A 25,263-nucleotide genomic window follows, 5' to 3' on the forward strand; every position below is an offset into this window, starting at 1 on the left:
GGCGCGCCTGGCCCGGGCCAACGCCGCCGCCAGCGTCAGCGCCCTGCTCGGCCCGCTCGCCATCGGCGCCCTCGACGCGCTGGCGGTGAACGGGCGGCTCGCGCTCCTGCTGGCCGTTCCGCCCCTGCTCTTCCTCGCGGCCGACACGTGGAGAGGCGCGCCGGCGGACGAGGACGCGCCCGGCGAGGCCAACGCTCACGGGCAGCCCGCCGATCACCTTCCCGAAGCTCATGGGGCCGGTTCTCCGCGCCAACCCCACGAGCACCAGGACCGCACACATCAACCCCGCGGCCTCCAGGACAGCGCGCACCAGCCCCGCGGGCGGCGAGCCGGTGGCGGCGGGAGGCCCGCTTCGGGGCGGTGGCGGGTCGCAGCCAGGTGGGCGGCCATCGTGGTGGGCGTGTCCATGGAGTTCTGCTTCACGATCTGGGCCACCGCCCGCCTCCAGGCCACCGGGCTGCCCGCGGGAGCCGCCGCGGCGACGGCCACCGCGTTCCTGGTCGGGATGGCGGCCGGCCGGCTGGTGGCGCCGCGGCTGATCGCCCGCGACCTGCCCGTCGTCCCGTGGGGATGCGGCGTGGCGGGGGCCGGGACTCTCGCCGTCGCCCTCACCGACGCGCCGCTGCCGGTCGCCGCGGGGCTCGTGGTGGCCGGCGTGGGCATCGCGCCGTTCTATCCGGTGACGCTCGCCCGGCTGATGCAGGCGCCGGGGCTCGCGGCGGCGCGCTCGGCGGCGTACGGGGCGCTCGCCTCCGGCACCGCGATCCTGGCCGCCCCCGCGCTGCTCGCCGCGCTGGGCGCCGCGCTCGACCTGCGGACGGCGTACCTGGTCACGGTGCTGCCGCTGGCGGCCGTGCTCGCCGCCGCCACTCTCCCCGCCTGGCGCCGCCGCCGGCGCGACGCCAGGTGAACCCCTGACCTTCCGGGGCCGTGTCAAGGGGAGAGGACCGCCTGCGGGGGAAGGGGGTCTTCATGGACGCGAACAGGCGCCGGACGCTCGTGGCGGGCGCCGCCGCGACGGCAGCGGCGCTGCTGGGCGTTCCGGGATGCGGCCACACCGTCACCTCGTCCGGGGCCATGGCGACCCGGGCCCCGGCCGGGGCCTCGGCGGCGCCCGGGGTCAAGCCCACCCTGGTGAGCGTGGCCATGAACGAGTACTCCTTCTCGCTGCCCTGGGGGGACCTCACCGCGGGCACCTACACGTTCCTGCTGACCAACGAGGGCACCGCGCCCCACGCCATGGCCGTGGGCGGCCCCGGCATCACCGGCGTGAAGCAGTCCGAGACGATCAAGCCGGGAGAGCGGACCAGCCTCACCGTCACCCTCCGGCCGGGGCGTTACGAGGTGTGGTGCCCGGTGGACAAGGACCGCAACCTCGGCATGGACACCGCGGTCATCGTCCGCTGACGCAGGACGCCGGCGGCGGGCGCTGATCCCGGGCGCTGACACCGGGGTGGGCGGAGGGCACGGGCGGGAGGACGGGCGGAGACCACGGGCGGAGAGCCTCACCCCGCGACCCAGGCGGTCGTGTCGGGCGGCAGCGCGCCTCCCTCCACCGGCCCGCTGGTCAGCAGCAGCTCCCCCGGCGGGAGCGGCACCGGGACTGAACCCAGGTTGGACACGCACACCAGGCCCGAGTCGCGGCGGAAGGCCAGCACGTCCCCGCCCGGAGGCAGCCAGGTCCGGGTGCCGTCCCCCAGCAGGTCGCGGCGCAGGCGCAGCGCCGAGCGGTAGAGGGTCAGCATCGAGTCCAGGTCGGCGAGCTGCGCCTGCGCCGTGAGCTTGCGCCAGCTCTCCGGCTGCGGCAGCCACGGCCGGGCGGACGGGCCGGGTCCGCCGAAGCCGAACGGCGGCTCGGGGATTCCGGGGCCGGGCCGGCGTCGGTGAGGATGGGAGGGCCGCGGCGCCCGACCATCCTCTTCTGCGAAGGATCTGCTGCCGATGACCCGTTATGGCGCGATGTACGGCCCCGACCTCACCTTCCTCGGCGTGCCCGCCTGCGACCTGGACGAGCCGGACACCTGGGGCGACGCCCAGGTCGTCGTCCTGGGCGCCCCGTTCGACGGCGGGACCACCTACCGGGCGGGCGCCCGCTTCGGCCCCTCCGCCATGCGCCAGGCCTGCTACCTCGGCCATGACGGGGCGCGCCCGTCCCTGGCGCTGGACGTGGACGGCCTGCTCGACCTGCGCGTCAAGGACGCCGGCGACGTCATGATGTTCAGCGGTGACGCCGAGCGCTCCCACGCGGCGCTGGAGCGGGCCGTCCACACCGTCGCGGCGGCGGGCCGGATCCCCGTGGTGCTGGGCGGGGACCACTCGATCGCCCTGCCCGACGTCACCGGCGTCGCCCGCGCCGTCGGCTGGGGACGGGTCTCCGTCCTGCACTTCGACGCGCACGCCGACACCGGTGACAGCTCGTACGGCTCGCTCATCGCGCACGGCCAGCCCATGCGCCGGCTCATCGAGTCGGGGGCGGCGCGCGGCGACCGGTTCCTGCAGATCGGGCTGCGCGGCTACTGGCCCGGCCCCGAGACCCTCGACTGGATGGCCGAGCAGGGCATGCGCTCGTACGAGATGACCGAGATCGTGGAGCGGGGCCTGGCCGACTGCCTGACCGAGGCGTCGCGGACCGCCCTCGACGACTGCGACGGCGTCTACCTGTCGATCGACATCGACGTCGTCGATCCGGGGATGGCCCCGGGGACGGGCACCCCGGAGCCGGGCGGGCTGACCTCCCGCGAGTTGCTCGACGCCGTGCGGCGGCTGTCGTACGAGCTGCCGGTCGTCGGCGTCGAGGTCGTCGAGGTCGCGCCGGACCACGACCACGCCGGCGTGACGGCGATGCTCGGGGGCCGGGTGGTCCTTGAGGCCCTGTCGGGCATCGCACGGCAACGCGCCGAGCGCGACGGGCGGCTGGGACCGTGGGACCCGGCCCGGCCGCTGCTCAGCCGCTACGGCAAGCACCGAGCCTGACCGCGACCTTCACCGGGCGGCCCAGCCCCTCGTTCACCTGCCGTCCCGGGCGTGGACGGGTGACGCCGTCACGGCGGCGATCAACGCATCCACACGGCGGTGCCCCTCATCGTCATGACGTCCGGCCCGGGACAGGGAAGTTCGCGCGGAAGACGTGGCCGGGGTCGCGCTCGCGCTTGATCCGGCGCAGCCGGGCCAGGGTGTCGGCGGGGAAGGCCTGGGCGGCGCTCCCCCCGGGAGCCAGGAAGGTGTACGGCTTGCGCCCGCTGACCGCCCCTCCCAGCCGCGCTACCAGGGCGGCCTGCCGGCCCCGGACCGCCTCGGCCAGGTGCGGCAGGCGCAGGCCGAGCAGGTGGAGCAGGTACGGCTCGGCCACTGAGGGCGGCGGCGGGGCCGTCCGGTTGATCCACACCGGCAGTTCGCGGGGCGCGCCGGCGGTGATGCTGCGGAAGGCGTCGAACACCTCGCCCGTGCGATCCGCGGGCCAGACGATCTGCCCGCCGTACAGGTGCGGCGTCTCGAACAGATTCAGCTCGATCGAGGTGATCAGCGCGAAGTCCCCGCCACCGCCCCGCAGCGCCCAGAACAGCTCGGGGTCGGAGCCGGCGGTGACGCGCACCCGCTCGCCGTCGGCGTCGACGACCTCGAAGGCGCGCACCGAGTCGGCGGCCCAGCACGTACCGGCGGCCGAACCAGGGGACGCCGCCGCCGGCGAGGAACCCCGCCACGCTCACCGCCGGGCTGCTGCGGCTGCGCGGAGACGGTCAGCCCGGCGTCGCGGGCGTAGCGCGCCAGCGCCGCCACATCCGCGGCGTCGGCCGCCTCCACGACCGCGGCCCCGGCTGACGCACCCCGACCGCCCACGGCGCGGCAGCCCGCTCGAACCCGTCGTCACCGGGGAAGAACACCTGCCCCTTGATGGCATTGCGCCAATCCATGATCATCACTCCTTGAGGGGTTACCGGGGAAAGGGGGCCGTCGTCCCGGACGAAGGTGGCGGCCGGCCCGCCGGCGTCCAGCAGCGCCACGTCCCACACCTCGTCGCCGACCTGGCCGCCGTCCGCGATCCGGGTGGTCTCCTCGGCCGGGGCCGGCGCGGCCCGTTCGGCGTCGGTGAAGCTGATCTGGCCGGCGCGCAGCAGCACCAGGTCCGCCGTCACCTGGCCGGGTTCTTCGTACGTGCTGCCGTCACGGCGTTCTCCTCGGATCGTCGACCGTCACGTCGGTGACGAGCTCGCCGGAAAGGGCGACCGAGGACAAGCATGCGAAGCGTCGTCGATAGAGGGGCTATGCGTCGTCTATGTGCGCTCCGGGCGCTCCGGGTCCATGTGCCTCGTGGCGCGCTGGGAGATCCCGTCAGAAGGCGTTGACCAGGACGACGTACACGGCGGTGCCGATGCCGACGCTCAGGATCGTGCGGCGCCCGGATGCGAGGTGGACGCCCGCGGTGACGGCCACCGCGAGCAGCGCGTACAGCGTCGCGTGCGGCTCGGCGGCGACGGCGCCGTGCAGGGCCGTCACGGCGAGGATCCCGAGGATGCCCACCGGCATCCACACCGCCAGCCGCTGCACGATCGCCGAGGTGCGCAGCGTGCGCAGCACGGCGAAGGGGACGGCGCGCAGGGCGAAGGTGATGGCGAAGACGATCGCGAGGACGGCGGCGAGGTAGGCGGTGCTAGGCATCGGCGGTCTCCCGGACGGCGCATCGAGCGGCGGAGTCGCGGCCGGCGGTGAGCCCGCCGCCGGTGGTGGGGCCGCCGGTGGTGGAGCCGCCGGTGGTGGAGCCGCCGGTGGTGGAGCCGCCGGTGGTGGGGCGCGCGGCCCGGCGGGTGGTGCGGCGGGCGATGATCGCGTGGCGGGCCAGCAGCAGGGCGACGAACAGCAGCAGCGCGGTGAACAGGGCGACCGACGGGGTGAGGACGAGCGCGAGCGTCACGCTGGCCCCGGCGAGCACCACCGAGGGGATGTCGTCGCGGGAGCGGAACGCGTCCAGGGTGAGCACGGTGAACAGGGCGCACAGGGCGAACTCGAGCCCCTTGATCGGCGCGGGCAGGGCCCAGCCGATGGCGATCCCGACCAGGCCACCGCCGACCCAGTAGGACTGGCTGGCCAGCTGCATCGCCAGCAGGCGGGGGCCCGAGCGCTCCGCCTCGGGCAACGAGGCGCTGACCGCGTACGCCTCGTCGATCATCGCGTACACGGAGTACGCCTTCGCCAGCCGGTTCCTGACCAGGTGCAGCGGGAAGGAGAAGGCGTAGAAGACGTGCCGGAAGTTGACCACAAGGACGGTCAGCGCGATCGCGGCGAGCGGCGTGGTGCCGGCCACCATGCCCACCAGCAGCAGTTCCAGGGAGCCGGCGAACGCCGACAGCGACAGGGCGGGGACGAGCCAGGCGGGCAGGCCGGCCTGGAGGACCAGCAGGCCGAGGGCGATGCCCAGCGGGAAGATTCCCAGTCCCGCGGAGAAGGAGTCGCGCACCCCCGCGGCGATCTGCTGCCGCCGGGTGACCGGTGCCCGGCCGGGAGCCGGTGCGGCGATCTGGGGTGAGATGTCGGTTTGCACCCTCCTATGGTCGCGCAGAATCCGCGCCATATGGTTGCGAAAATTGCGCACGTGCCAGGCCGTACGGCAATATTCGGTGCGTGGACGCGATAGACAGAGCAATCATCGCCGAGCTGGAGCGGGACGGGCGGCTGACCAACGTCGAGCTCGCCCATCGGGTGGGGCTCACGACCGGGCCGTGCCTGCGGCGGGTCCAGCGCCTGGAGGCCGAGGGCGTCATCCGCGGCTACCGGGCCGTCGTCGACCCCGCCGCCGTGGGCCGGTCGTTCGAGGTGCTGGTCGACCTCACCCTCGACGCGCAGGACGCGGAGACCGTCGAGCACTTCGAGCAGACGCTGGCACAGGCCGAGGAGGTGCTGGAGCTGCGGCGGCTGTTCGGCAGTCCCGACTACTTCGCGCGCGTGGCCGTCGCCGACCTGGCGGCCTACGAGACGTTCCTCAGCCGGCACGTCATGACCATCCCGCGTGTGCGAGGCATCAACTCGCACTTCACGATGAAGAACATCAAACCAGCCCGGGAGGCCCGATAAGGACCCACGCGAAAGCACCTCAACAACCCCGAAAACGCCTGCTACGTTGCCCCGCATGAAGCTTCGTATCGCGCTGTCGGCGCTCGCGGCGGCCTGCGTGCTCGCCCCTCCCCTGCCCGCCCACGCCGACGACCCCACCCCCACCCCCGCGGGCGACCCGGCCCTCGGCGCTGACGCGGTCTCGCTCGGCTGGGAACTCCGGGAGACGGGCGTGACCGCACGCCTGCGCGGCCTGTCGCCCGTCAGCCGGGACGTCGCCTGGGCCTCCGGCAGCGAGGGCGTCGTGCTCCGCACCGCCGACGGCGGGCGTACGTGGGAGCGGGTCTCGCCGCCCGGCACGGAGACGCTGCAGTTCCGGGACGTGGAGGCGTTCGACGCGCGCCGGGCCGTGGTGCTGTCGATCGGCGAGGGCGGCGACTCGCGGGTCCACCGGACCGACGACGCCGGACGCACCTGGCGCGAGACGTTCAGGAACGACGAGCCCAAGGCGTTCTACGACTGCATGGCCTTCTTCGACGAACGGCACGGGCTGGCCATGAGCGACCCCGTCGACGGCCGGTTCCGGATCCTCGCCACCGAGGACGGCGGCCGGAACTGGCGGGTGCTGCCGCCGGCCGGGATGCCCGAGGCGCTGCCCGGCGAGGCCGGTTTCGCCGCGAGCGGCCAGTGCCTGGTCACGGCGGGCGGCCGGGACGCCTGGCTCGCCTCCGGCGGCGCCGAGCGGTCCCGCGTCTTCCACTCCTCCGACCGCGGCCGCACCTGGACCGTGGCGGACACGCCGATCCCGGCGGGCGACCCGGCGCGCGGGGTGTTCGCGCTGGCCTTCCGCGACCGGCGCCAGGGCCTGGCCGTGGGCGGCGACTACCGTCCGGGCGAGCCGTCGCCGGGGGCGGGCGCGCTCAGCGGCGACGGCGGCGCCACCTGGCGGCCCGCCGCCACGCCGCCCCCCGCCTACCGGTCGGGCGTCACGTGGGTGCCGCACCTGCCGTTCGCGGCCATCGCGGTCGGGCCTTCCGGCAGCGACGTGACGCTCACCGGCGGCAGGACGTGGCGGACGTTCGACACGGGCTCCTTCGACACCGTGTCCTGCACGCCCGACCTGGCGTGCTGGGCGTCCGGCGAGAACGGCCGCGTCGCCCGCCTCACCCTGAAGCGCTCCTGACCGGCCTTACCGGCCCGGGTCACCCAGAGCCGCTCCCGCCGGGGACGCTTCGCCGGAGCGCGACCGGTCTCGCCTTCTCCCGGGCCGCGCCTTTACATTGTAGATTCAAAGCCAGGTGGTGCCGAGCCAGGCGGTCGCCGCGGCGGCCGCCAGGAGGGCGATGTTGAGCCCGATCAGCCGGGCCTCGCCGCGGCTCAGGTGTAACGCGATGCCGCCGATCTGGATCAGGACGAGGCCGATCGCCGCGGCGACGGCGAGCCAGGGCGCGACGCCGGTCAGCGGCGGCAGGATCAGGCCGGCCGCGCCGAGCACTTCCAGGACGCCGATCACGCGGACGAACGGCATGGGAACGGTGTCGACCCAGCCCATCATCGGCTGGAGCCGTTCCTGGCTCTGGACGACCTTCTTGCCTCCGGCATAGAGGTAGAAGACGGCCAGGAGTCCGGCGACGATCCAGTAGGAAATCTCCATGAAGGGCACCTCGGAGGCTGGTGAAGGGGGCGCCGGCAACGATGGTTACCGGTCGTAAGTAGCCACATCATGCGTCACTATTGAGACCTCCACAAAAGGCACATACGTGTGCGTTACCCACAGAGGGCTGTCATGTCGGAGTACGAGCACACCTGCATGATCAGAGGCGACGGAGGGCGGACGATCCGCGCCATCCTCGACCGGATCTGCAACAAGTGGACGCTGCTGATCGTGGCGACGCTCGACCAGGGCACCCTGCGCTTCACCGACCTGCTCCAGCAGATCCCCGGGATCTCCCAGCGCATGCTGACGCTGACGCTGCGCAACCTCGAGAGCGACGGCCTGGTCTCGCGCACGGTGCACGCCGAGGTCCCGCCCCGGGTCGAGTACGCCCTGACCCCCACCGGCAAGAGCCTCATCCCGCCCGCGCTGGCCCTCGCCGGCTGGGCCATCGAGCACGTCCCGCACATCGAGGCCAGCCGCGAGGCCTACCGCGCGGGGTCCCTGCGGCGCCTGCCCGCGGAGACGCCGGGGCGGTCTCCGGAGCCCTGATCGTCGTTCACGTGGGCAGGCAGCGCCCCGTGGCCGCCGAGAACAGCCGCTCCTTCCCCGGCAGGATCCGCAGGTTGACCTGGTCGCCCTTGCCCGGCGGGGCGTTCGGGTCGACGCGGGCGATGACCGTCTGGCCGGCGAGCGCCGGGTCGGTGGCGTGGGAGTACTGGCCGTACAGGAAGGCGTCCGAGCCGAGCTCCTCGACGACCGTGACGGTGATCGGGAACGTGGACGGGTCGGCCCCGCCGTCGCCGACCACCTCGACCGACTCGGGCCGGAAGCCCAGGATGACGCGGTCGGCGCCCTCCTTGCGCAGCGCCTGGAGCGTGTCGCGGCTGAGCCGGATCCGCTGGTCGCCGAGCACGGCCTCCTCCCCCTCCACGCGGTACTCGGCCAGGTTCATCGACGGCGAGCCGATGAAGCCGGCGACGAAGACGTTGGCCGGGTGCTGGTAGAGCCGCAGCGGCGTGTCCACCTGCTGGAGGATGCCGTCCTTGAGCACGGCCACCCGGTCGCCCATCGTCATGGCCTCGACCTGGTCGTGGGTCACGTACACCGTCGTCACCCCGAGCCGGCGCTGCAGGGCGGCGATCTGCGTGCGGGTCTGGACCCGCAGTTTGGCGTCCAGGTTCGACAGCGGCTCGTCCATGAGGAACACCTTGGGCTCGCGCACGATGGCGCGGCCCATGGCCACGCGCTGCCGCTGGCCGCCGGACAGCGCCTTGGGCTTGCGGTCCAGGAACTCCTCCAGGTCGAGCAGGCGGGCGGCCTCGCGGACCCGCCGGTCGCGCTCCTCCCTGGGCGCCTTCATCACCCTCAGGGCGAAGCCCATGTTGTCGGCCACCGACATGTGCGGGTAGAGCGCGTAGTTCTGGAACACCATCGCGATGTCCCGGTCGCGCGGCGCGAGGTGCGTGACGTCGCGCTCGCCGATGCTGATGCTGCCGCCGTCGACCCGTTCGAGTCCGGCGAGCATGCGCAGGGAGGTGGACTTCCCGCAGCCGGACGGGCCGACGAGGACCAGGAACTCGCCGTCGCTGATGTCGAGGTCGAGGGCGTCCACCGCGGGCCGCTCGGTTCCCGGGTAGACGCGGGTCGCCTCGTCGTAGAGCACTTTCGCCATCGGTCTTCTCCTCAAGCCATCAGTACGGACCTCGGTAGGAGGCTCGGTGGGAGCCGGTCGTGGTCAGGGGCGCCGGCCGGCCGTGCCCGACCTCGACGAGCAGCAGGCGCGCGACCAGCTTGCGCAGCGTCCTCTCCTCGTCGCGCGGCACGCCGCTGTCGGTGATCACCGCGTCGTACGCGCTCACGTCGCGGTGGCTGAAGGGCGCGTGCCGGCCGAACTTGGAGGAGTCGACCAGCAGCAGGTGTCCCTGGGCGGCGTCGAGCATCGCCTCCTTGACCGCGGCGTAGCCCTGGATCGGGTGGTAGAGGCGGCCGGCGGTGACCGCGACCGCCGACATGAGCGCGACGTCGGCGCGGATGCGCTGGAGCGCGCGGGTCACCTCGGGCCCGGTCGTCGAGTCGAAGACGCCGTTGTAGTCGCCGCCGAGCAGGATCACCTCGCTGTGCTCGGTGGCGGCGACGAGCCGGGCGACGCCCACGGAGTTGGTCACCACCGTGTAGCCGCCGCGCTCGTCGAGCCGCCGGGCCAGCGGGAACAGCGTGGTCGAGTCGTCCATGAGGATCACGCCCCGGGTCGGCAGCTCCCGCAGGGCGGCCTCGGCGATCGCCTCCTTCTCCGCCAGCCGCGTCCGCCTGCGCAGCTCGGGGGCGACCTCCATGGTCACGGCGGCGACGGCCGCCGCGCGGCCGCGGGACTTGCGCAGCAGCGCGCCGCTCGCCAGGGCGTCGAGGTCGCGGTGCATGGTCATCACGCTGACCCCGAACTCCTCCGCCAGCTCGGCGATGCCCATCTCCCCCTTCTCGGCGACGCGGGCGAGCACCGCCCGCCTCCGCTCCTCGAGGCCGGCGGTCGTGGTCCTGGCCCTGGCCATGCGCTCACTCCTGCGGCCGGACCACTGCCTTGACCAGCTCGGGGTCGCGCGCCCCGGCCGTGAGCGCCTCCTCGACCCGGGCCAGCCCGTAGTGGCCGGTGACCAGGGCGTCCAGCTCGACACGCCCGGCGGCGGCCAGCGCGATGGCGGCCGGCCAGGTGTTGGCGTAGCGGAAGGTGCCCGTCACCTCCAGCTCGCGCGTCTGCAGGGCCGTGAGCGGGAGCGGGATCTCGTCGCCGCCCATGCCGACGAGGACGACGCGCCCGGCCCGCGCCACCGCGCGGACGGCGTCGGCGGTGGCGGCCGGGTGGCCCGAGCATTCCAGCAGCGCGTCCGGCTCGAACGCGGCGTCGGCCAGGCTCTCCGCGCGCACGTCGAGGATGGCGCTCGCCCCCAGCTCTCGCGCGCGGGCGAGCCGGGCGGGGTTGACGTCGGTGACCATGACGTCCGTGGCGCCGAAGGCCCGGGCCACCTGGAGGCACAGCAGCCCGATCGGGCCCGCCCCGGTGACGAGGACGCGGGTGCCCGGGGCGACCCGCGCCTTGCGGCAGGCCCACACGCCCACCGACAGCGGCTCGATCAGTGCGGCGGCGTCGTCGGAGACGGTGTCCGGAACGGGGTGGGCGAACTCCTCGTGGACGGTGACGTACTCGGTGAACGCGCCGTCGATCGGCGGGGTGCCGAAGAAGCGCATGCGCGGGCAGAGGTTGTAGCGGCCCGCCCGGCACTGGGCGCAGGTGAAGTCGGGCACGCCCGGCTCCAGCGAGACCCGCTGCCCGGTGCGGTGGCGCTCCGCGCCCGGTCCCGCCTGGACGACGATCCCGGCCGCCTCGTGGCCGAGCACCAGCGGCGACTCCACGACGAAGTCGCCGATCCGCCCGTGCTCGTAGTAGTGCACGTCGGAGCCGCACGTGCCGACCGACGCGACCTGGACGAGCACCTCGCCGGGGCCCGGTTCGGGACGGGGCCGGTCCTCCAGCAGGATCTTGCCCACCCCGTGCAGCACGGCTGCGCGCATGGCCGGCTCCTACTCTCCGGTGACGGCGCCGAGGGTCAGGCCGGTGACCAGCCAGCGGCGCACGGCGAGCCCGGCGAGCATCATCGGCACCACGACGATCGTGCCGATCGCGGTGAGCTGACCCCAGTCGACGCCCGTCTGCGTGACGAGCTGGGAGGCGGCGATGGGCAGCGTCTGGGAGTTCGGCCCGGAGAAGACGACGGCGAAGGCGTAGTCGTTCCAGGCGAAGACGAGGCACAGGATGAACGTGGTGACCAGGCCAGCCTTGGTGAGCGGCAGGATGACCGTCCAGAAGGCCTGCCAGCGGGTGCAGCCGGCGACCAGCGCCGACTCCTCCAGCGACGGCGGCACCTCGGCGAAGAACGCGCTCATCAGCCAGATGGCGAACGGCAGGTTGAACGTCAGGTACGCCAGCACCAGCCCCGGGATCGTGTCGATCAGGTTGAGCCCGCGGAAGATGATGAACAGCGGCACCACGACCGCCGCGATGGGCGCCATGCGGGTCGAGATGATCCAGAAGGCGAGGTGCCTCTTGCCGCGCATCGCGGTCCGGGCCAGGCCGTACCCGGCGAGCGAGCCCAGGCAGACGGCGAGCACCGCGGAGATCCCGGCGGCGAGCACGCTGTGCCAGATGTAGGGCGTGAGGTTGTTCGGCCCGGAGAACAGGCCCCGGTAGTTGTCCAGGGTCGGCTGGAACAGCACCTGGGGCGTGGCCGCGGTGACGTCCGCGCTGTTCTTGAACGACGACAGCAGCATCCACGCCAGCGGCACCAGCGTCCAGAGCATGGCCAGGGCGACGACCAGGCCCACGACCCAGCGGGTGCTGCGCCCGCTCTCCTCCAGCGGCGACTGCGGCGTGCCGCGCGGGGCGGCGGTCACCGGCGGGTGGCGCCGTACTGCCTCGGTGGTGCTCATCGGGTCAACCCCCTCACGTCCAGCAGCCGGACGAAGGTACGGGCGATCAAGATCGAGAAGGCCAGCATCGCGAGCCCGATGGCGGCGGCGTAGCCGAGGTCGAAGAAGCGGAACGCGGTCTCGTACAGCCGCACCGGGACGATCTTGGTGGCGTCGGCGGGGCCGCCGTTGGTGGTGACCCAGATGATGTCGAAGTACCGGATCGCGTCCATGGAGCGGATGAGCAGCGCGACGAGCAGCACGTTGGAGATCGCCGGGAACACGATGTAGCGCAGCGTCATCCAGCCCGGTGCACCGTCCACGGCGGCGGCCTCGCGCACCGACTGCGGCACGCTCGACAGGCCGGCGAGGGTGATCAGGGCGATCAGCGGGGTCCACTCCCACACGTCCATGAGCACCACGGCGGCGAACGCGCTGATCGGGCTGCCGAGGATGTCGCCGGAGTAGCCGAACGAGCGCAGCACCCACGCGTAGAGGCCGAAGGTCGAGTCGGTCAGGTAGCGGCCCAGCAGGCCGACGATCGACGGCGCCACGAACATGGGCAGGAGCAGCAGGCCGAGCAGCACGTTGCGGCCGCGCAGCACCCGGAACAGGCACAGCGCGACGACCACGCCGAGGACCATCTCCAGGCCGACGGTGAGGACGAAGTAGACGATCGTCCGCAGCCACGACATCCACATGTCGGCGTCGGTGAAGAAGCGGGCCCAGTTGCGCAGGCCCACCAGGTCGAGGCTCACCCCGCCCAGCAGCCGGACGTGGGAGAAGCTCATGGCGATCAGGGCGAGGAACGGCACGATGGACAGCGCGGCCAGCAGGATCAGGCCGGGGGTCATCATCGCGCCCTCGAAGCCGATGCGCGGCTGCTTCGGCTTGGCGCTCTCGGGCCGGGCTCGTTCGAGCACCGGCGAGTGGTCGGCTGCGTGCGTCATCTAGGCCACCCACCCTCGGTCCACGATCTGGTCCACCCGCGCCTTGATCGTGCGCATCGCATCCTCCGGCGTGGCCCCGCCGGTGAGCATGCGCGAGAGCTGGGTGAAGATCGCGGTGTTGCACTCGTTCCACATCGGGATCTTGGGCCGCAGGCCGATCTTGTCGGGCTGCCAGGCCTCACGGACCGCGGCGGCCGTGAGCATGTTGGGCATCGGCGAGGGCCGCTTCTCGGCGGCGCGCACCTCCGGCAGCTCGTACACGGAGGTGCGGGTGGGGGTGCCGCCGCCGGCCTTGCTCTTGAGGTTGGCGAGCTGTGTGCGGGACGAGGTGGCCCACACGAGGAACAGCCAGGCCGCGCCGCGCTCGTGTGGCCGCGTGTTGTCGCTGATGGCGACGCCCGTGCCGCCGTACATGTTGGCCGTGGTGACCGGCCCCCTGGGCAGCGGCGAGTAGCCGGCCTTGCCGGGCATCACCTGCTCGTTGCTGGCCGCGAACTCGTGCCAGTTCGGGCACATCGCCAGCCGGCCCGCGCGGAACGCGGCGCCCACGCCGTCCCAGTCCCAGGTCGTGGAGGCGGGGTCGGCGATGGCGAGCAGCTTCTGGTAGAACTCGGCGCCGGCGATCGCGGCGTCGGAGTCGAGCCGGCAGGGCCCGGGGTCGCGCGAGCCGATCCGGCCGACCTCCTTGCCGTTGTCGAAGTAGGCCCCGCCGTAGGACCACAGCACGTTGCTGAAGTCGTTCATCAGCGAGTCGTGCTGGCGGGCCTGGTGGCCGGTGCCGTACTTGACGTCCGAGCCGGCGTTCTTGTTGAACCAGTTCGCGATCCTGTAGTACTCGTCCCAGGTCCGCTCGCCGCTCGGGGTGGGGTCGAAGCCGAGGTCGTTGGCCATGCGGTCGTGGTACTTGTCGAACAGGTCGCGCCGGTACTGCCAGATCATCGTCGGCGCGTCGTACGGCAGGGTGTAGTACGCGTTCGGGTCGACGAAGCGGCCGGCGGCGTCCATCTGGGCGGGGATGAAGTCCGACACGCCGCCGGGCAGGTGGGGCAGGTTCGGTTCCGCCTGCATCGTGCGCAGGTCCACCAGCCCCCGCTGGTACGGGGCCAGCACCTGGTACGGGTCGGCGTAGATCACCTGGTACTGGGCGTGGCCGGAGGCCAGGTCCAGGGCGACCCGCTGGACGAGCGCGGTCAGCTCCAGGGTGACGATGTTGATGGTGATGCCGGTCAGCTCGGTGAACGGGCGCGTGTTGGCCGCGATGGCCGCGGTCGGGGCGGTGTTCTCCGAGATGAAGTTGAGGGTGGCGCCCTGGAACTGGCGCCACTGGTCCGCGGAGGCGACGTGCGGCGCGTCCTCCTGGGATCCGCAGGAGGTCAGGGTGATCGCGGCGCCCGCGGCCAGCGCGCCGCGCAGGACGTCACGCCTGGTCGGTCCGAGCGGGTTTCCGTCCACTGTCCCCTCCCGTGGTCCGTCAGGTAAGGGCAATGAGGCCGGTTTATCTGGCATAAATGCCGATGTAAACGCATATGTGAGATTTTCTCGCATTTAATATGAGATCTTTGCTTTGTCGGGTGGGTTGTGGCTGGTCAGCGCCTCGTAGGCTCAGCGAGAGGGGCTGCCATGACACTCGTCGCGGGCGTCGACTCGTCGACCCAGAACTGCAAGGTCGTGATCCGGGACGCCGGCTCCGGCGCGCTGGTCCGTTCCGGCCGGGCCGGGCATCCGCCGGGCACGGAGGTGGATCCCGCGCGCTGGTGGGAGGCCATGCGGGCGGCGATCGCCCGCGCGGGCGGCCTCGACGGGGTCGCCGCGATCTCCGTCGCCGGGCAGCAGCACGGCCTCATCGCGCTCGACTCCTCCGGCCACGTGGTGCGGCCGGCGCTGATGTGGAACGACACCCGCTCGGCCGGCGCGGCGAGCGACCTCGTCCGTGAGGTGGGCGCCGAGGTCTACGCCAAGCGGACCGGCACGGTGCCCGTCGCCTCGTTCACCGCCGCCAAGCTGCGCTGGCTGCGCGACAACGAGCCGGGCAACGCCGCCGAGGTGGCCGCCGTGGCGCTGCCGCACGACTGGCTGACCTGGCGGCTGCGCGGCTACGGCCCGGCCGGGACCAGCCCGCTCGGGCCGGAGCTGGACGAGCTGGTCACGGACCGGTCGGACGCGAGCGGCACGGCGTACTGGAGCCCGTTCACCGGCGCGTACGACGAGGAGCTGCTGGAGCTGGCGCTGGGCCGCCCGGCGGTGCTGCCGCGGGTGCTCGGGCCCGCCGAGCGCGCGGGCACGGTCGCCGGGACGTCGATCGCCGTCGGCCCGGGCGCCGGGGACAACGCCGCGGCGGCGCTCGGCCTCGACGCGGCCGGCGGCGACGTCGTCGTGTCGATCGGCACGAGCGGCACCGTCTTCGCGGTCACCGGCCATCCGACGCGGGACGAGACGGGCATCGTCGCCGGGTTCGCGGACGCCACCGGCCAGTTCCTGCCGCTGATCGCGACCCTGAACGCGGCCCGCGTCCTCGACGCGGTGGCCGGCCTGCTCGACGTCACCCACGAGGAGCTCGGCCTGCTCGCCCTCGACGCCCCTCCCGGCGCCGGCGGCGTGGTGCTCCAGCCGTACTTCGAAGGGGAGCGCACGCCGAACCTGCCCGACGCCACGGCCACGCTCTTCGGCCTGACCCTGGCGTCCGCGACGCGGCCGGCCCTGGCCCGCGCGGCCTTCGAGGGCATGCTGTGCGGCCTGGCCGACGGCCTCGACGCCATCCGCGGCCAGGGGGTGGAGGCCGACCGCGTGCTGCTCATCGGCGGGGCGGCGCAGAACGCCGCCGTGCAGCGCATCGCCGCCCAGACGTTCGAGCTGCCCGTGGTGGTTCCGCGGCCGGGCGAGTACGTCGCGGACGGGGCCGCGGCCCAGGCCGCTTGGGCGCTCACGGAGGCGCGCCCGCGCTGGCCGCTGTCCGTCGCGGCCGAGCCGCCGCCCGACCACCGTCCGGTCATCCGCCACCAGTACGCCCGCTACGCGGCCCACCCGGACCCGCCACCTTGACGGTCTCCACCGCGACGGCCTTGCCCGTCGACGGTCTCTCGCTGCGACCCGTACGTCACCACGACCGTCCTTACCGCACCTCGCCCCGTTCCGCGAGCTCCTCCACCGTGGCGCGGGCCCCGCGCGTGTGCAGCGACGCGAGCGCCCGCAGGTACGGCTCGGCGAACCGCTTGTCGTCGGCCAGGTCACCGAACAGCTCGCGGTTCTCGATGAAGGCCGTGGGCCGTTCGCGCTGGGTGCGCGCGATGGCCGTCAGCCGGCCGGCCAGCCGGTCCACGACCGTGATCGGCTCGCCCCGCTCGTCCACGCCCTCGGCGTAGCGGGCCCAGCTCGCGACCACGGCCGCCGCGCGGCCGACCTCGCCGCCCGCGGCCAGGCGCTCGCGCACGACGGGCAGCAGCCACTTCGGGATCCGGTCCGACGACTCGGCGCACAGCCGCGCGATCGTGTCGCGCACCTCGGGGTTGGAGAAGCGCTCGACGAGGGTGCGCTTGTAGGCGTCCAGGTCGACGCCGGGCACCGGGCGCAGCGTCGGCGTGGCCTCGGCGTCCATGTAGCCGAGGAGGAACGTCGCGATCGCCGGCTCGCCGGCGGCCTCGTGGACGTACCGGTGGCCCATGAGGTGGCCGAAGTAGCACAGCGCCTGGTGCGAGGCGTTGAGCAGGCGCAGCTTCATCAGCTCGTACGGCTCCACGTCCGCGACGACCTGCACCCCGGCCTCCTCCAGCGGCGGCCGCCCGGCGGGGAAGCGGTCCTCCAGCGCCCACTGCGTGAACGGCTCGCAGACGACCGGCCAGGCGTCGCCCACGCCGAAGATCCGCGCCACGGACTCGCGGTCCTCGTCCGTGGTGACGGGGGTGATGCGGTCGACCATGGAGTTGGGGAAGGCGACCTCGTCCTCCATCCAGTCCGCGAGCGCGGGGGCGCGCAGCCGGGCGAACGCGGTGAAGGTGCGGCGGGCCACGTCCCCGTTGCCCTGGATGTTGTCGCAGGACATGATCGTGAACGGCGGGATCCCGCGGTCGCGGCGGCGGCGCAGAGCCTCGGTGACGAGCCCGAACACGGTGGCCGGGACCGCGCCGGGCGTCGCGTCCGCCCGGATCCCGGGATTGCCCGCGTCGAACTCGCCGGTGACGGGGTGGATGTTGTAGCCGCCCTCGGTGACGGTGAGCGAGACGACGCGCACGGCCGGGCCGGCCATCTTCTCGATCACCGCCTCCGGGTCGTCGGGGGCGAAGAGGTAGTCGATGATCGAGCCGATGACGCGGGCCTGGCGGCTGCCGTCCGGGTGCTTCACGACGAGCGTGTAGAGCCCGTCCTGCGCGGTCAGGGCGTCGCGCATCCGCGCGTCCCCGGGCAGGACGCCGACGCCGCAGATCGCCCAGTCGTGCGCCAGGCCGGCGTTCATCAGCCGGTCGAGGTACATCGCCTGGTGCGCGCGGTGGAACCCGCCCACGCCGAAGTGGACGATGCCGGCCGTGAGGACCGAGCGGTCGTAGCCGGGGACCCCGACCTCCCGCGGCAGGCTCGCCAGCGTCCACTGTGTCAGTGCCGTCACGGCCATGGCGCACCCCCTCGGCGGCCCCGCTCCGCCTCCAGACTGAGCATGGCCTGCTCCGGGGCCTTCAAACGTCCCGCCACCGGCCACCACCTCAAGACATCACGTTTTGTAATCAAACGGTCGCTAGACGCTACTTTCTGCACCTTTGTCGGGATATGTCGTGATTCGCCGGGAAGCGCTCACGGGGGGCGGGTCGGCCGTCCCGCTCATGTACGGGGGTAGTCATGTCTCTGCGTGTCGCGTTCGCCGGCGCCACCGCGGTCGCCGCGATGGTTCTGCTGGGCGGGGCGCCCGTGTCGGCGCAGGTCGAGGTCTCGAAGCAGGACAAGCGGTTCCTTCGGCTGGCCCATCAGGGCAACCTCACCGAGATCGCCGCCGGCAAGGTCGCCCGGATCAAGGGGGCGGACGCCACCGTCCGCTCGATCGGGGCCGTGCTCGTCACCGATCACACCCGGCTGGACGAGGCGGTGAAAGAGGTCGCCGGCCGCCTGGACGTGCGGCTGCCGGCCCAGCCCTCCAAGAAGGAGCGGGCGGCGCTCCGGCACGTCTCCCGGCTGTCCGGCCGGGCCTTCGACCGGGCCTGGCTCACCGCGATGATCGAGGGCCACCGTCAGGCGATCCGGCTGGGCGAACAGGAGCTCCGGGACGGCTCGTCACCGGCGGTCAAGGAGCTCGCCCGGGCGAGCGCGCCGGTCATCCGCAAGCACCTGGACGAGCTGCTGCAAGCCCAGAAGTGAGACCCCCGGCCCTCACACGGCCCGTCGCGGCACGGAAGCGTGGGCACAGGCTTCCGAGGCGGCGGGCCGTGTGGAGGTTTCCGAGGAGAGCTCTCGCCAGGAAAGCCGCGCCCCCGATCACGATCGTCTCGCGACGACGTGGTCCGACAGCAGCCCGGGCAGCTCTCGCGGGAGGTGATGCCGAGTTTCGGATGGGCGTTGCAGAGGTGATGGCCGACGGTCCGGGGGCCGAGGAAGAGCTGGGCGCCGATGTCGCGGTTGCCCAGGCCCGTGGCCGCCAGCCGACCACCTGGAGTTCCTGAGGCGTGAGACGGCTCAGCGGATCGTCGTCATCCGCCTGCGACGTCAGACTTTCGCCGGTGGCGCGCAGCGACATGCGCCAGGGTGGCCCAGAGGAATGCAGAACACCAACGTGCTCGCCTGGACGATCGGCCCGCGTCGTCAGCCCGGCGATCGCGGGCGGCGATGCCGGTCAAGGGTCTGTACGGCGCCGCGGACGGCGGGAATCCGGCCGGCCTCGCGATGGTGAAGGAAGTACAGGACTCCCGGGCGTACCCCCGCGGCCACCCGCCCACCTTGGGTCCGGCGATACGCGGCTAAACAGGAGATGGCGTAAGGATCTGACAAAACGGATGTTGACCCTCATCTTCCTGGGTACGAGACGCAAAGGAACCGGCCTGAGGAGGCGCGGTGATGGCTGAGAGCAGCGAGCGCGGACTGTCAGCTGAGGAACAGCGATCGCAGATCCGGAAGGCGGCCACGGCCAGCGTCGTCGGCACCGCCATCGAATGGTACGACTTCTTCCTGTACGGCACAGCGGCGGCGACGGTTTTCGCCGAGGTGTTCTTCCCCAAGTCCTCGCCCTACGCGGGCACCCTGTCGGCGTTCGCCACGTACGCGGTGGGGTTCGTGGCCCGGCCCATCGGCGCCGCCATCTTCGGGCACTGGGGCGACCGCATCGGCCGCAAGGCGACGCTGATCGTGACGCTGGTCATGATGGGCGTCTCCAGCGCGCTGATCGGCCTGCTGCCGGGCACCGCCAGCATCGGCGTGGCCGCGCCCATCCTGCTCGTCGTCCTGCGCATCTTGCAGGGCATCGCGGTGGGCGGCGAGTGGAGCGGCTCGGTGCTGCTGTCGATGGAGTGGGGCGACCAGCGCAGGCGCGGCCTGATGGCGAGCTGGCCGCAGATCGGCGTGCCGATCGGCCTCATCCTCGGCACGGGCGCCATGTCGCTGCTGGCCGCCACGGCGGGTGACGCGTTCAAGGACTGGGGCTGGCGCGTGCCGTTCCTGCTGAGCCTCGTGCTCGTGGCCGTCGGCCTCTGGGTGCGGCTGCGGGTGATGGAGACGCCGCTGTTCTCCCGGCTGCTGGAGACCCGGCAGGTCGCCAAGCTGCCCGTGGTGGAGGTGCTGAAGCGGCACCCGAAGGAGGTCGTGCTCAGCGCGCTGCTGCGCGTCTCCGAGCAGATGCCGTTCTACCTGTTCACGACGTTCGTCATCACCTACATCACCGCGCCGCACATCGGGATGTCGAAGACGTTCGCGTTCGCCGCGGTCACCTGCGCGGCGGCCCTGGAGCTGGTCGCGATCCCGTACTTCGGCCATCTCAGCGACCGCGTCGGGCGCCGCCGCATCTACGCGCTCGGGGCGATCGTGCTGGCGATCATCGCCTTCCCGTACTACGCGCTGCTGAACACCGGCGTCGCGGCGGTCATCCTGATCACCATCGTCGTCGTGCAGCTCCAGCACTCGCTGGAGTACGGCCCGCAGGCGTCGCTCATCGCCGAGAGCTTCCCGACCGCTCTGCGGTACGGCGGAGCGGGGCTCGGCTACCAGCTCGCCTCGATCGTCGCGGGCGGGCCTGCTCCGCTGATCGCGACGTGGCTGCTGCACGACTACGGCTGGCAGGCGATCTCCATCTTCATGATCATCGGTGCGGTGATCGGGCTCGCGGCCACCCTCGCGCTGCCCGACCGGTCCAGGATCGACATCTCCGACGACACGGCCTACGGCGCCAGCCGGGCGTGAACGGGGCGCCGCGCCGGTGACGCGCCCTCATGGTGGAGACGGCGCGCGCCCTCATGGTCGAGGCGGCGCGCGTCCACTCGGTGGAGGCTGCGCGCGTCACTTCGCGCCGTTGTCCGGGGCGCGTCTCAGGGCGTCGGCCAGGTCGCCGGCGCGGGGGTGTCGCAGGACCGTGGTGGGCTCGACCGGCCTCCCGAGGCGGCGTTCCAGCTCGGCGGCGAGCCGGGCCGCCGGCAGGGAGTGCCCGCCGAGCCGGTAGAAGTCGCTGTCCCGCCGGACCTGTTCCACGTCGAGAGTGTCGCGGAAGACGGCGAAGACCAGCTCGCCCAGCTCGCCCAGCTCGCCCAGCTCGTCGTGCTCGTCGTGCTCGTCGCGCCGGCTATGCTCGTCCCGCCGGTCTGGCTCGTCACGTCCTGGCAGCTGATCGGGCGGCTCGGGACGCCGTCCGAGCGGCGCTGCGGCGGCACGGGCGGCGGCCGCGCCGGTACACCCGTCCTCCAGGTAGGTGCGGGCGTACCACTCGGCCAGCTCGCGTTTGCGCACCTTCCCGTTGGGGGTGACGGGCAGCTCGGCGACGGGGACGACATCGACCGGCACGTGGTCGCGGGGCAGCCGCCGGGCGCAGTGGTCGCGCAGCGCGGCCGGCGTCGCCGCGGCCGGGGGCGCGGATGCCGGGGTCAGGGAGGCCGGGGTCAGGGAGGCCGGGGGCGCGGAGGCCGTGAGGACGACCGCCGCGACCACGGCCCGGCCGAGCGCCGCGTGCGGCACCCCGAGGTGCCGGAGTGAGCCAGGGCGCGCCGGACGTTGAGCAGCGCCGCGCGCGGGTCCCGTACGTACTGGAGGGTCTGGATCAGGAGCACGCAGCCGTAGCGCCCGTCCGGAAGGGAGCCCGGTTCGGCCAGGTCGGCGAGCAGGGTCGCGTCCTCGTTGTCCGGGTCGATGTCCATCACGTCCACCTCGGCGGTGTCGCCCGGGTACCGCCGCGCGTGGAGGTTCTCGCCGACCTCCAGGACCGGGGGCAGGATCAGGCGGGCCTGGGCCGTCAGGAACGCGTCGATGTGGCGGCGGTCGACCGGGGGTGCCCCGGTCGTAGCCGTAGCAGTCGCTGAAGGGTCCGGCCCGGTCCAGCGCTCCCCATGAGGACGGCCCGAGATCGCCCATCGGCGCTCCTTTCGGTCATGATCCGGTAGGCGCGACGAGCAGCATCGCATCCCCTCCAGGACCCGGCAACGCCGCTTGGACGGACACGGCGACGGGGTCAACCCGGAGGATGATGATCGTTTCTGGTCAACCCGCGGGGTCATCCGGGGTTCGTCCCGGAGCACGAGCCGTCCGGCGAAGATCGCTGGAAGGCTCCTCGTAGGACACCGCATCCCCACGAGGAGACCTTCATGTCAGCGTTCACGCGCGTCCCCGGAGCCCGGGTCGCCGCCGGGCTGGGACTCGCCGCCGCCCTGCTCACCGCGCCGGCGGCCCCGGCTGCGGGCACGCCGGCTGCGGGCACGGCGGCGACGGCCCCCGCCATCAGGCTCGAGCTGCCCGCGCCCACCGTGCGGCACCCGATCGGCACCGTCGCCCTGCGCCTGGTGGACCGTTCCCGGCCCGATCCGCTGGTGACCTCGCAGCCGTACCGGGAGCTCATGGTGAGCGTCTGGTACCCCGCCCGCCGCGCGGACGGCCTCCCCCGGGCGCCGCAGATGCCGCCGCTCGCCGCGGCCGGCTTCGACCGGGACACCGCCTCCGACCTCGGCGTCAAGCCGGGCCAGGTGGACTGGGCGGCGACCAGGACACACGCCCGGACCGGCGCGCCCGTGGACCGGAGGGCGGGCGGGCTTCCTCTCGTGCTGTTCTCGCCGGGGTTCGAGGCCCCGCGCACGCTCAGCACCGTCCTGGCCGAGGAGCTGGCCGCCCGCGGCTACGCCGTCGTCACCGTGGACCACACCCACGAGCCGGACCATGTGGAGTTCCCGGGCGGCCGGGTCGAGCACTCCGAGCTGCCGCCCGTGAAGACCCAGGAGGACCAGGCGAAGCTGTTCAAGGTCCTCCTGGAGGCCAGGGTCGCGGACCTGAGGTTCGTCCTCGACGAGCTGGCGCGCCTGAACCGCGGGAGCGGCCCCGGCGCCGGACGCGGCCCGCTGCCGGCCGGGCTGCCCGGCTCGCTGGACCTGTCGCGCGTCGGCGCGTTCGGCCACTCCATGGGCGGGGCCACGGCCGCCCAGCTCCTGCGCGACGACCCGCGCGTCGACGCGGGCGCCAACCTGGACGGCATCCTCCTCGGACCGGCCGCGACCCTCGGCGTCACCCGGCCGTTCCTCCAGGTGGCCGGGGAGACGACCACCCGCGACAGCGAGCCCACCTGGAAGTCCTTCTGGGGCGCCTCCAGCGGCTGGAAGCGCGAGGCGCGCTTCACCGGGGCGCAGCACTTCTCCTTCTTCGACCTGCAGGCGATCTACCCCCAGCTCGCCGGCCGGCTGAAGGGCCTTCCCATCGCCGACACCATCGGCACCATCGATCCGGAACGCTCCATCGCCGCCCAGCGCGCCTACCTCACCACGTTCTTCGACCTGCACCTGCGGGGGCGGCGCACCCCGCTCCTCGACGGGCCGAGCCGGGCGTACCCGGAGGTCAGGCTCATCCCCTGACGCCTCCACCCTGGGGTGTACGAGGATCTCCGCCCCGGGGCGGAACCGGGCCGTACGGCCGGTCCCTATCGTGGGTCGCGTGCTCGCCCGAACCCGCGCCCGGCCGGCGCGTCCCAGCGCGTCGAAGGACGTCCTTCTCCTCGCGGCGCCGCTGCCGCTGTGCGTGATCCAGGTGGCGTACGGCGGCTCCACGATCCCGCTCTGGGCGATCCTGGCCCTGCACGCGGCCCTGCTCGCGCCGCTGCTCCGGCTGCGGCGGCACCCGCTCGCCGTCTTCGCGGTCACGGCGGCGGTGAGCTTCGTCCAATGGGCGGCGGGCGCCGACCTGCTCGCCGCCAACCTGAGCGTGCTGATCGCGATGTACCGGGTGGCCGCGTGGCGCCCGCTGCGCTGGGCCGTCGCCGCCGGCGCGGTCGCCGAGCTGGGCGTCCTGCTCCTGGTGGTCCGGCCGGACGCGCCGCTGGGGGTGCTGGTCAAGGAGTACGCCGCGTTCTCGGTGTTCGTGGTCGCGATCTGGATCGCCGGGATCCACTCCGCCACGCGCCGCCGGTACGTGGCGGGCCTGCTGGAGCGGGCGGAGCAGGCCGAGAGGGAGCGCGGCCAGCAGGCCGTCATCACGGCGGCGGCCGAGCGGGCGCGCATCGCCCGCGAACTGCACGACGTGGTCGCCCACCACGTGAGCGTGATCGTGCTCCACGCCGAGGGCGCGGGGTACGCCGTCGGGAGCGAGCCCGAGCTGGCCCAGGAGGCGCTGGCGACGATCTCCGCCACGGGCCGCCGCGCGCTCGCCGAGATGCGGCGGCTGGTGAGCGTGCTGCGCGACGACACAGGCGCGGGCGGGCCGCGCGACGACACGGACGCGGCCGGGCTCGCTCCCCAGCCCGGCCTGTCGCGGCTCGGCGAGCTCGTCGAGCGGGCCCGCGCGTCCGGGCTGCCGGCCGGCCTCACCGTCCACGGGACTTCCCCGGACCTGCCAGAGGGGCAGGAGCTGGCGATCTACCGGATCGTCCAGGAGGCGCTGACCAACGCGCTCAAGCACGGCGGGCCCGGCACGCGGGCCCAGGTCGAGCTCCGCCTCGGGCCCGGCGAGGTCGCGCTCGACATCACCGACGACGGGCGGGGCGCGTCCACACTGACGTCAGGGGGCGGCCACGGGCTGACCGGCATGCGGGAGAGGGCGGCGATGTACGGCGGGACGGTCGAGGCGGCGCCCCGGCCGGGCGGCGGCTTCCGCGTGTCGGCCCGCCTCCCCGTCGCGCGGGACGACGCCCGCGACGACGCCCGCGACGACGCCCGGGAGGACGCCCGGGAGGACGCCCGCGACGGCGTCCGGAAGGACGCCCGGGCGGGCGCAGGGGTTCGCGGCGACGGGTGCGGGGCGTCGTGATCCGGGTCGTGCTAGTGGACGACCAGGAACTCGTCCGGGCCGGGTTGCGGCTCGTCCTGCGCTCCCAGCCGGACGTCGAGCTGGTCGGGGAGGCCGCGGACGGCGCGGCGGCGGTCGAGACGCTGCGCGCGGTCGAGGCCGACGTGGTGCTCATGGACGTGCGCATGCCGCGGATGGACGGCGTCGAGGCGACCCGCCTCATCCGGTCCGGCGCCACGGCGGCGACGCCGAAGGTGCTCATCCTGACGACGTTCGACCTGGACGAGTACGCCTTCGCCGCGATCCGGGCGGGCGCCTCCGGCTTCCTGCTCAAGGACGCTCCGGCGGCGGACCTGTTCAGCGCCGTCCGGTCGGTGCACGCGGGCGACGCCGTGGTGGCGCCCAGCACGACGCGCCGCCTGCTGGAGCGCTTCGCCGTGCACCTGCCGGACGGCACGCCCCGGCCGGACGCGCACGGCCTCACCGCGCGGGAACGGGAGGTGCTCCTCCACGTGGCGCGCGGCCTGTCGAACACGGAGATCGCCGCGGACCTGGGGCTGGCCGAGGCGACGGTGAAGACGCACGTCAACCGGATCCTGGCCAAGCTGGAGCTGCGCGGGCGCACCCAGGCCGTCGTCTACGCCTACGAGAGCGGACTCGTCACACCGGACCGGCCGCCGGGCTGAGCCGTGACGAGCGCCGGGACGGCGGGAGCGGGATCTGACGCCGCCGGTCGCCCGGTCGAGACGTGACGCCGCGGGCGGCGGGACCGGCCGTCCCGCC

Annotated in this window: 26 protein-coding genes and 2 pseudogenes; 12 read left to right on the top strand and 16 right to left on the bottom strand. The window is 73.4% G+C overall.

Features of this window, described 5'->3' with window-relative positions:
• Both AB0H81_RS31750 and AB0H81_RS31755 read left to right on the top strand, forming a co-directional pair.
• A pseudogene (locus AB0H81_RS31750) lies at positions 1-910 on the top strand (hypothetical protein); the annotation flags it as partial.
• Positions 911-972: 62 nt separating this feature from the next.
• A complete protein-coding gene (locus AB0H81_RS31755) occupies positions 973-1,407 on the top strand; it encodes a hypothetical protein (protein WP_358381915.1) in 435 nt (144 codons plus the stop codon).
• A gap of 98 nt (positions 1,408-1,505) precedes the next feature.
• On the opposite strand, the gene AB0H81_RS31760 is transcribed toward AB0H81_RS31755, so the two are convergent.
• Positions 1,506-1,745 carry a DUF3459 domain-containing protein gene (locus tag AB0H81_RS31760; RefSeq protein WP_358381917.1) on the bottom strand — a complete coding sequence of 80 codons (240 nt, stop codon included), beginning with the start codon at positions 1,743-1,745 and terminating at the stop codon, positions 1,506-1,508.
• 196 nt (positions 1,746-1,941) lie between these two features.
• Here AB0H81_RS31760 and speB point away from each other — a divergent pair, with 196 nt between their 5' ends.
• Positions 1,942-2,973 carry an agmatinase gene (gene speB / locus AB0H81_RS31765; RefSeq protein WP_358381919.1) on the top strand — a complete coding sequence of 344 codons (1,032 nt, stop codon included), beginning with the start codon at positions 1,942-1,944 and terminating at the stop codon, positions 2,971-2,973.
• A gap of 112 nt (positions 2,974-3,085) precedes the next feature.
• Here speB and AB0H81_RS31770 read toward each other — a convergent pair whose 3' ends face one another.
• The 4 genes from AB0H81_RS31770 to AB0H81_RS31785 all read right to left on the bottom strand — a co-directional run bounded on the left by AB0H81_RS31770 (position 3,086) and on the right by AB0H81_RS31785 (position 5,536).
• Positions 3,086-3,631 (bottom strand): hypothetical protein, encoded by a 546-nt coding sequence (locus AB0H81_RS31770; protein ID WP_358381921.1) that lies wholly within the window; start codon positions 3,629-3,631, stop codon positions 3,086-3,088.
• A gap of 106 nt (positions 3,632-3,737) precedes the next feature.
• Positions 3,738-4,133: a hypothetical protein gene (locus AB0H81_RS31775; RefSeq protein ID WP_358381923.1), complete on the bottom strand. Its 396-nt coding sequence runs from the start codon at positions 4,131-4,133 to the stop codon at positions 3,738-3,740.
• Positions 4,134-4,329: 196 nt separating this feature from the next.
• The gene (locus tag AB0H81_RS31780; RefSeq protein ID WP_358381925.1) at positions 4,330-4,656 is read right to left on the bottom strand and encodes an AzlD domain-containing protein; all 327 of its coding nucleotides are present in this window, start codon (positions 4,654-4,656) and stop codon (positions 4,330-4,332) included.
• Positions 4,649-5,536: an AzlC family ABC transporter permease gene (locus tag AB0H81_RS31785; protein ID WP_358381927.1), complete on the bottom strand. Its 888-nt coding sequence runs from the start codon at positions 5,534-5,536 to the stop codon at positions 4,649-4,651. Before AB0H81_RS31785 ends, AB0H81_RS31780 begins: the two co-directional genes overlap by 8 nt.
• Before the next feature lie 80 nt (positions 5,537-5,616).
• On the opposite strand from AB0H81_RS31785, the gene AB0H81_RS31790 reads away from it, so the two are divergent.
• Together AB0H81_RS31790 and AB0H81_RS31795 are read left to right on the top strand one after the other, a co-directional pair.
• On the top strand, positions 5,617-6,066 hold the full coding sequence (locus AB0H81_RS31790) for an Lrp/AsnC family transcriptional regulator (RefSeq protein ID WP_358381929.1): 450 nt from the start codon (positions 5,617-5,619) through the stop codon (positions 6,064-6,066).
• A gap of 55 nt (positions 6,067-6,121) precedes the next feature.
• Positions 6,122-7,228, top strand: coding sequence for an oxidoreductase (locus tag AB0H81_RS31795; RefSeq protein ID WP_358381931.1), 1,107 nt, complete (start codon positions 6,122-6,124; stop codon positions 7,226-7,228).
• A gap of 105 nt (positions 7,229-7,333) precedes the next feature.
• Here AB0H81_RS31795 and AB0H81_RS31800 read toward each other — a convergent pair whose 3' ends face one another.
• Positions 7,334-7,699: a DoxX family protein gene (locus AB0H81_RS31800; protein ID WP_358381933.1), complete on the bottom strand. Its 366-nt coding sequence runs from the start codon at positions 7,697-7,699 to the stop codon at positions 7,334-7,336.
• A 132-nt stretch (positions 7,700-7,831) separates the two neighbouring features.
• Here AB0H81_RS31800 and AB0H81_RS31805 point away from each other — a divergent pair, with 132 nt between their 5' ends.
• The gene (locus AB0H81_RS31805) at positions 7,832-8,251 is read left to right on the top strand and encodes a helix-turn-helix domain-containing protein (RefSeq protein ID WP_358381935.1); all 420 of its coding nucleotides are present in this window, start codon (positions 7,832-7,834) and stop codon (positions 8,249-8,251) included.
• Positions 8,252-8,258: 7 nt separating this feature from the next.
• Here the strand turns inward: AB0H81_RS31805 and ugpC are convergent, their stop codons facing one another.
• Genes ugpC through AB0H81_RS31835 form a run of 6 tightly spaced genes read right to left on the bottom strand, consistent with a single transcriptional unit; the run spans position 8,259 to position 14,562 of the window.
• Positions 8,259-9,374 (bottom strand): sn-glycerol-3-phosphate ABC transporter ATP-binding protein UgpC, encoded by a 1,116-nt coding sequence (ugpC, locus tag AB0H81_RS31810; RefSeq protein ID WP_358381937.1) that lies wholly within the window; start codon positions 9,372-9,374, stop codon positions 8,259-8,261.
• 19 nt (positions 9,375-9,393) lie between these two features.
• Positions 9,394-10,248 carry a DeoR/GlpR family DNA-binding transcription regulator gene (locus AB0H81_RS31815; RefSeq protein WP_358381939.1) on the bottom strand — a complete coding sequence of 285 codons (855 nt, stop codon included), beginning with the start codon at positions 10,246-10,248 and terminating at the stop codon, positions 9,394-9,396.
• Between the two features lie 4 nt (positions 10,249-10,252).
• Positions 10,253-11,266, bottom strand: coding sequence for an NAD(P)-dependent alcohol dehydrogenase (locus AB0H81_RS31820; RefSeq protein ID WP_358381941.1), 1,014 nt, complete (start codon positions 11,264-11,266; stop codon positions 10,253-10,255).
• Between the two features lie 9 nt (positions 11,267-11,275).
• Positions 11,276-12,181 carry a carbohydrate ABC transporter permease gene (locus AB0H81_RS31825; RefSeq protein ID WP_358381943.1) on the bottom strand — a complete coding sequence of 302 codons (906 nt, stop codon included), beginning with the start codon at positions 12,179-12,181 and terminating at the stop codon, positions 11,276-11,278.
• Complete coding sequence (locus AB0H81_RS31830) at positions 12,178-13,110, bottom strand: sugar ABC transporter permease (protein ID WP_358381945.1); 933 nt, start codon at positions 13,108-13,110, stop codon at positions 12,178-12,180. Before AB0H81_RS31830 ends, AB0H81_RS31825 begins: the two co-directional genes overlap by 4 nt.
• Positions 13,111-14,562 carry an extracellular solute-binding protein gene (locus tag AB0H81_RS31835; protein ID WP_358381947.1) on the bottom strand — a complete coding sequence of 484 codons (1,452 nt, stop codon included), beginning with the start codon at positions 14,560-14,562 and terminating at the stop codon, positions 13,111-13,113.
• Positions 14,563-14,730: 168 nt separating this feature from the next.
• On the opposite strand from AB0H81_RS31835, the gene AB0H81_RS31840 reads away from it, so the two are divergent.
• Complete coding sequence (locus AB0H81_RS31840; RefSeq protein WP_358381948.1) at positions 14,731-16,149, top strand: FGGY family carbohydrate kinase; 1,419 nt, start codon at positions 14,731-14,733, stop codon at positions 16,147-16,149.
• Between the two features lie 70 nt (positions 16,150-16,219).
• Here the strand turns inward: AB0H81_RS31840 and AB0H81_RS31845 are convergent, their stop codons facing one another.
• A complete protein-coding gene (locus tag AB0H81_RS31845; RefSeq protein WP_358381950.1) occupies positions 16,220-17,713 on the bottom strand; it encodes a mannitol dehydrogenase family protein in 1,494 nt (497 codons plus the stop codon).
• Between the two features lie 221 nt (positions 17,714-17,934).
• On the opposite strand from AB0H81_RS31845, the gene AB0H81_RS31850 reads away from it, so the two are divergent.
• Entirely contained in the window at positions 17,935-18,447 is a 513-nt protein-coding gene (locus AB0H81_RS31850; protein ID WP_358381952.1) for a DUF4142 domain-containing protein, read from the top strand.
• 221 nt (positions 18,448-18,668) lie between these two features.
• Here AB0H81_RS31850 and AB0H81_RS31855 read toward each other — a convergent pair.
• A pseudogene (locus AB0H81_RS31855) lies at positions 18,669-18,728 on the bottom strand (hypothetical protein); the annotation flags it as partial.
• A gap of 412 nt (positions 18,729-19,140) precedes the next feature.
• Between AB0H81_RS31855 and AB0H81_RS31860 the strand changes: the two are divergent.
• Positions 19,141-20,475 carry an MFS transporter gene (locus AB0H81_RS31860; protein ID WP_358381954.1) on the top strand — a complete coding sequence of 445 codons (1,335 nt, stop codon included), beginning with the start codon at positions 19,141-19,143 and terminating at the stop codon, positions 20,473-20,475.
• Between the two features lie 96 nt (positions 20,476-20,571).
• On the opposite strand, the gene AB0H81_RS31865 is transcribed toward AB0H81_RS31860, so the two are convergent.
• Both AB0H81_RS31865 and AB0H81_RS31870 read right to left on the bottom strand, forming a co-directional pair.
• A complete protein-coding gene (locus AB0H81_RS31865; protein WP_358381956.1) occupies positions 20,572-21,240 on the bottom strand; it encodes a phosphopantetheine-binding protein in 669 nt (222 codons plus the stop codon).
• Entirely contained in the window at positions 21,165-21,419 is a 255-nt protein-coding gene (locus AB0H81_RS31870; RefSeq protein WP_358381958.1) for a methyltransferase domain-containing protein, read from the bottom strand. Before AB0H81_RS31870 ends, AB0H81_RS31865 begins: the two co-directional genes overlap by 76 nt.
• A 444-nt stretch (positions 21,420-21,863) precedes the next feature.
• Here AB0H81_RS31870 and AB0H81_RS31875 point away from each other — a divergent pair, with 444 nt between their 5' ends.
• From AB0H81_RS31875 to AB0H81_RS31885, 3 genes are all read left to right on the top strand, one after another.
• Positions 21,864-23,114, top strand: a complete 1,251-nt coding sequence (locus tag AB0H81_RS31875) for a lipase (RefSeq protein WP_358381960.1) — start codon at positions 21,864-21,866, stop codon at positions 23,112-23,114.
• A 79-nt stretch (positions 23,115-23,193) separates the two neighbouring features.
• On the top strand, positions 23,194-24,501 hold the full coding sequence (locus tag AB0H81_RS31880; protein WP_358381962.1) for a histidine kinase: 1,308 nt from the start codon (positions 23,194-23,196) through the stop codon (positions 24,499-24,501).
• A complete protein-coding gene (locus AB0H81_RS31885) occupies positions 24,498-25,166 on the top strand; it encodes a response regulator transcription factor (protein ID WP_358381964.1) in 669 nt (222 codons plus the stop codon). The genes AB0H81_RS31880 and AB0H81_RS31885 overlap by 4 nt, the downstream gene beginning before the upstream one ends.
• Positions 25,167-25,263: the final 97 nt, after the last annotated feature.

Origin of the sequence: Nonomuraea sp. NPDC050691, from assembly GCF_040654455.1 — a bacterium.
In the GTDB taxonomy this organism is placed as follows: domain Bacteria; phylum Actinomycetota; class Actinomycetes; order Streptosporangiales; family Streptosporangiaceae; genus Nonomuraea.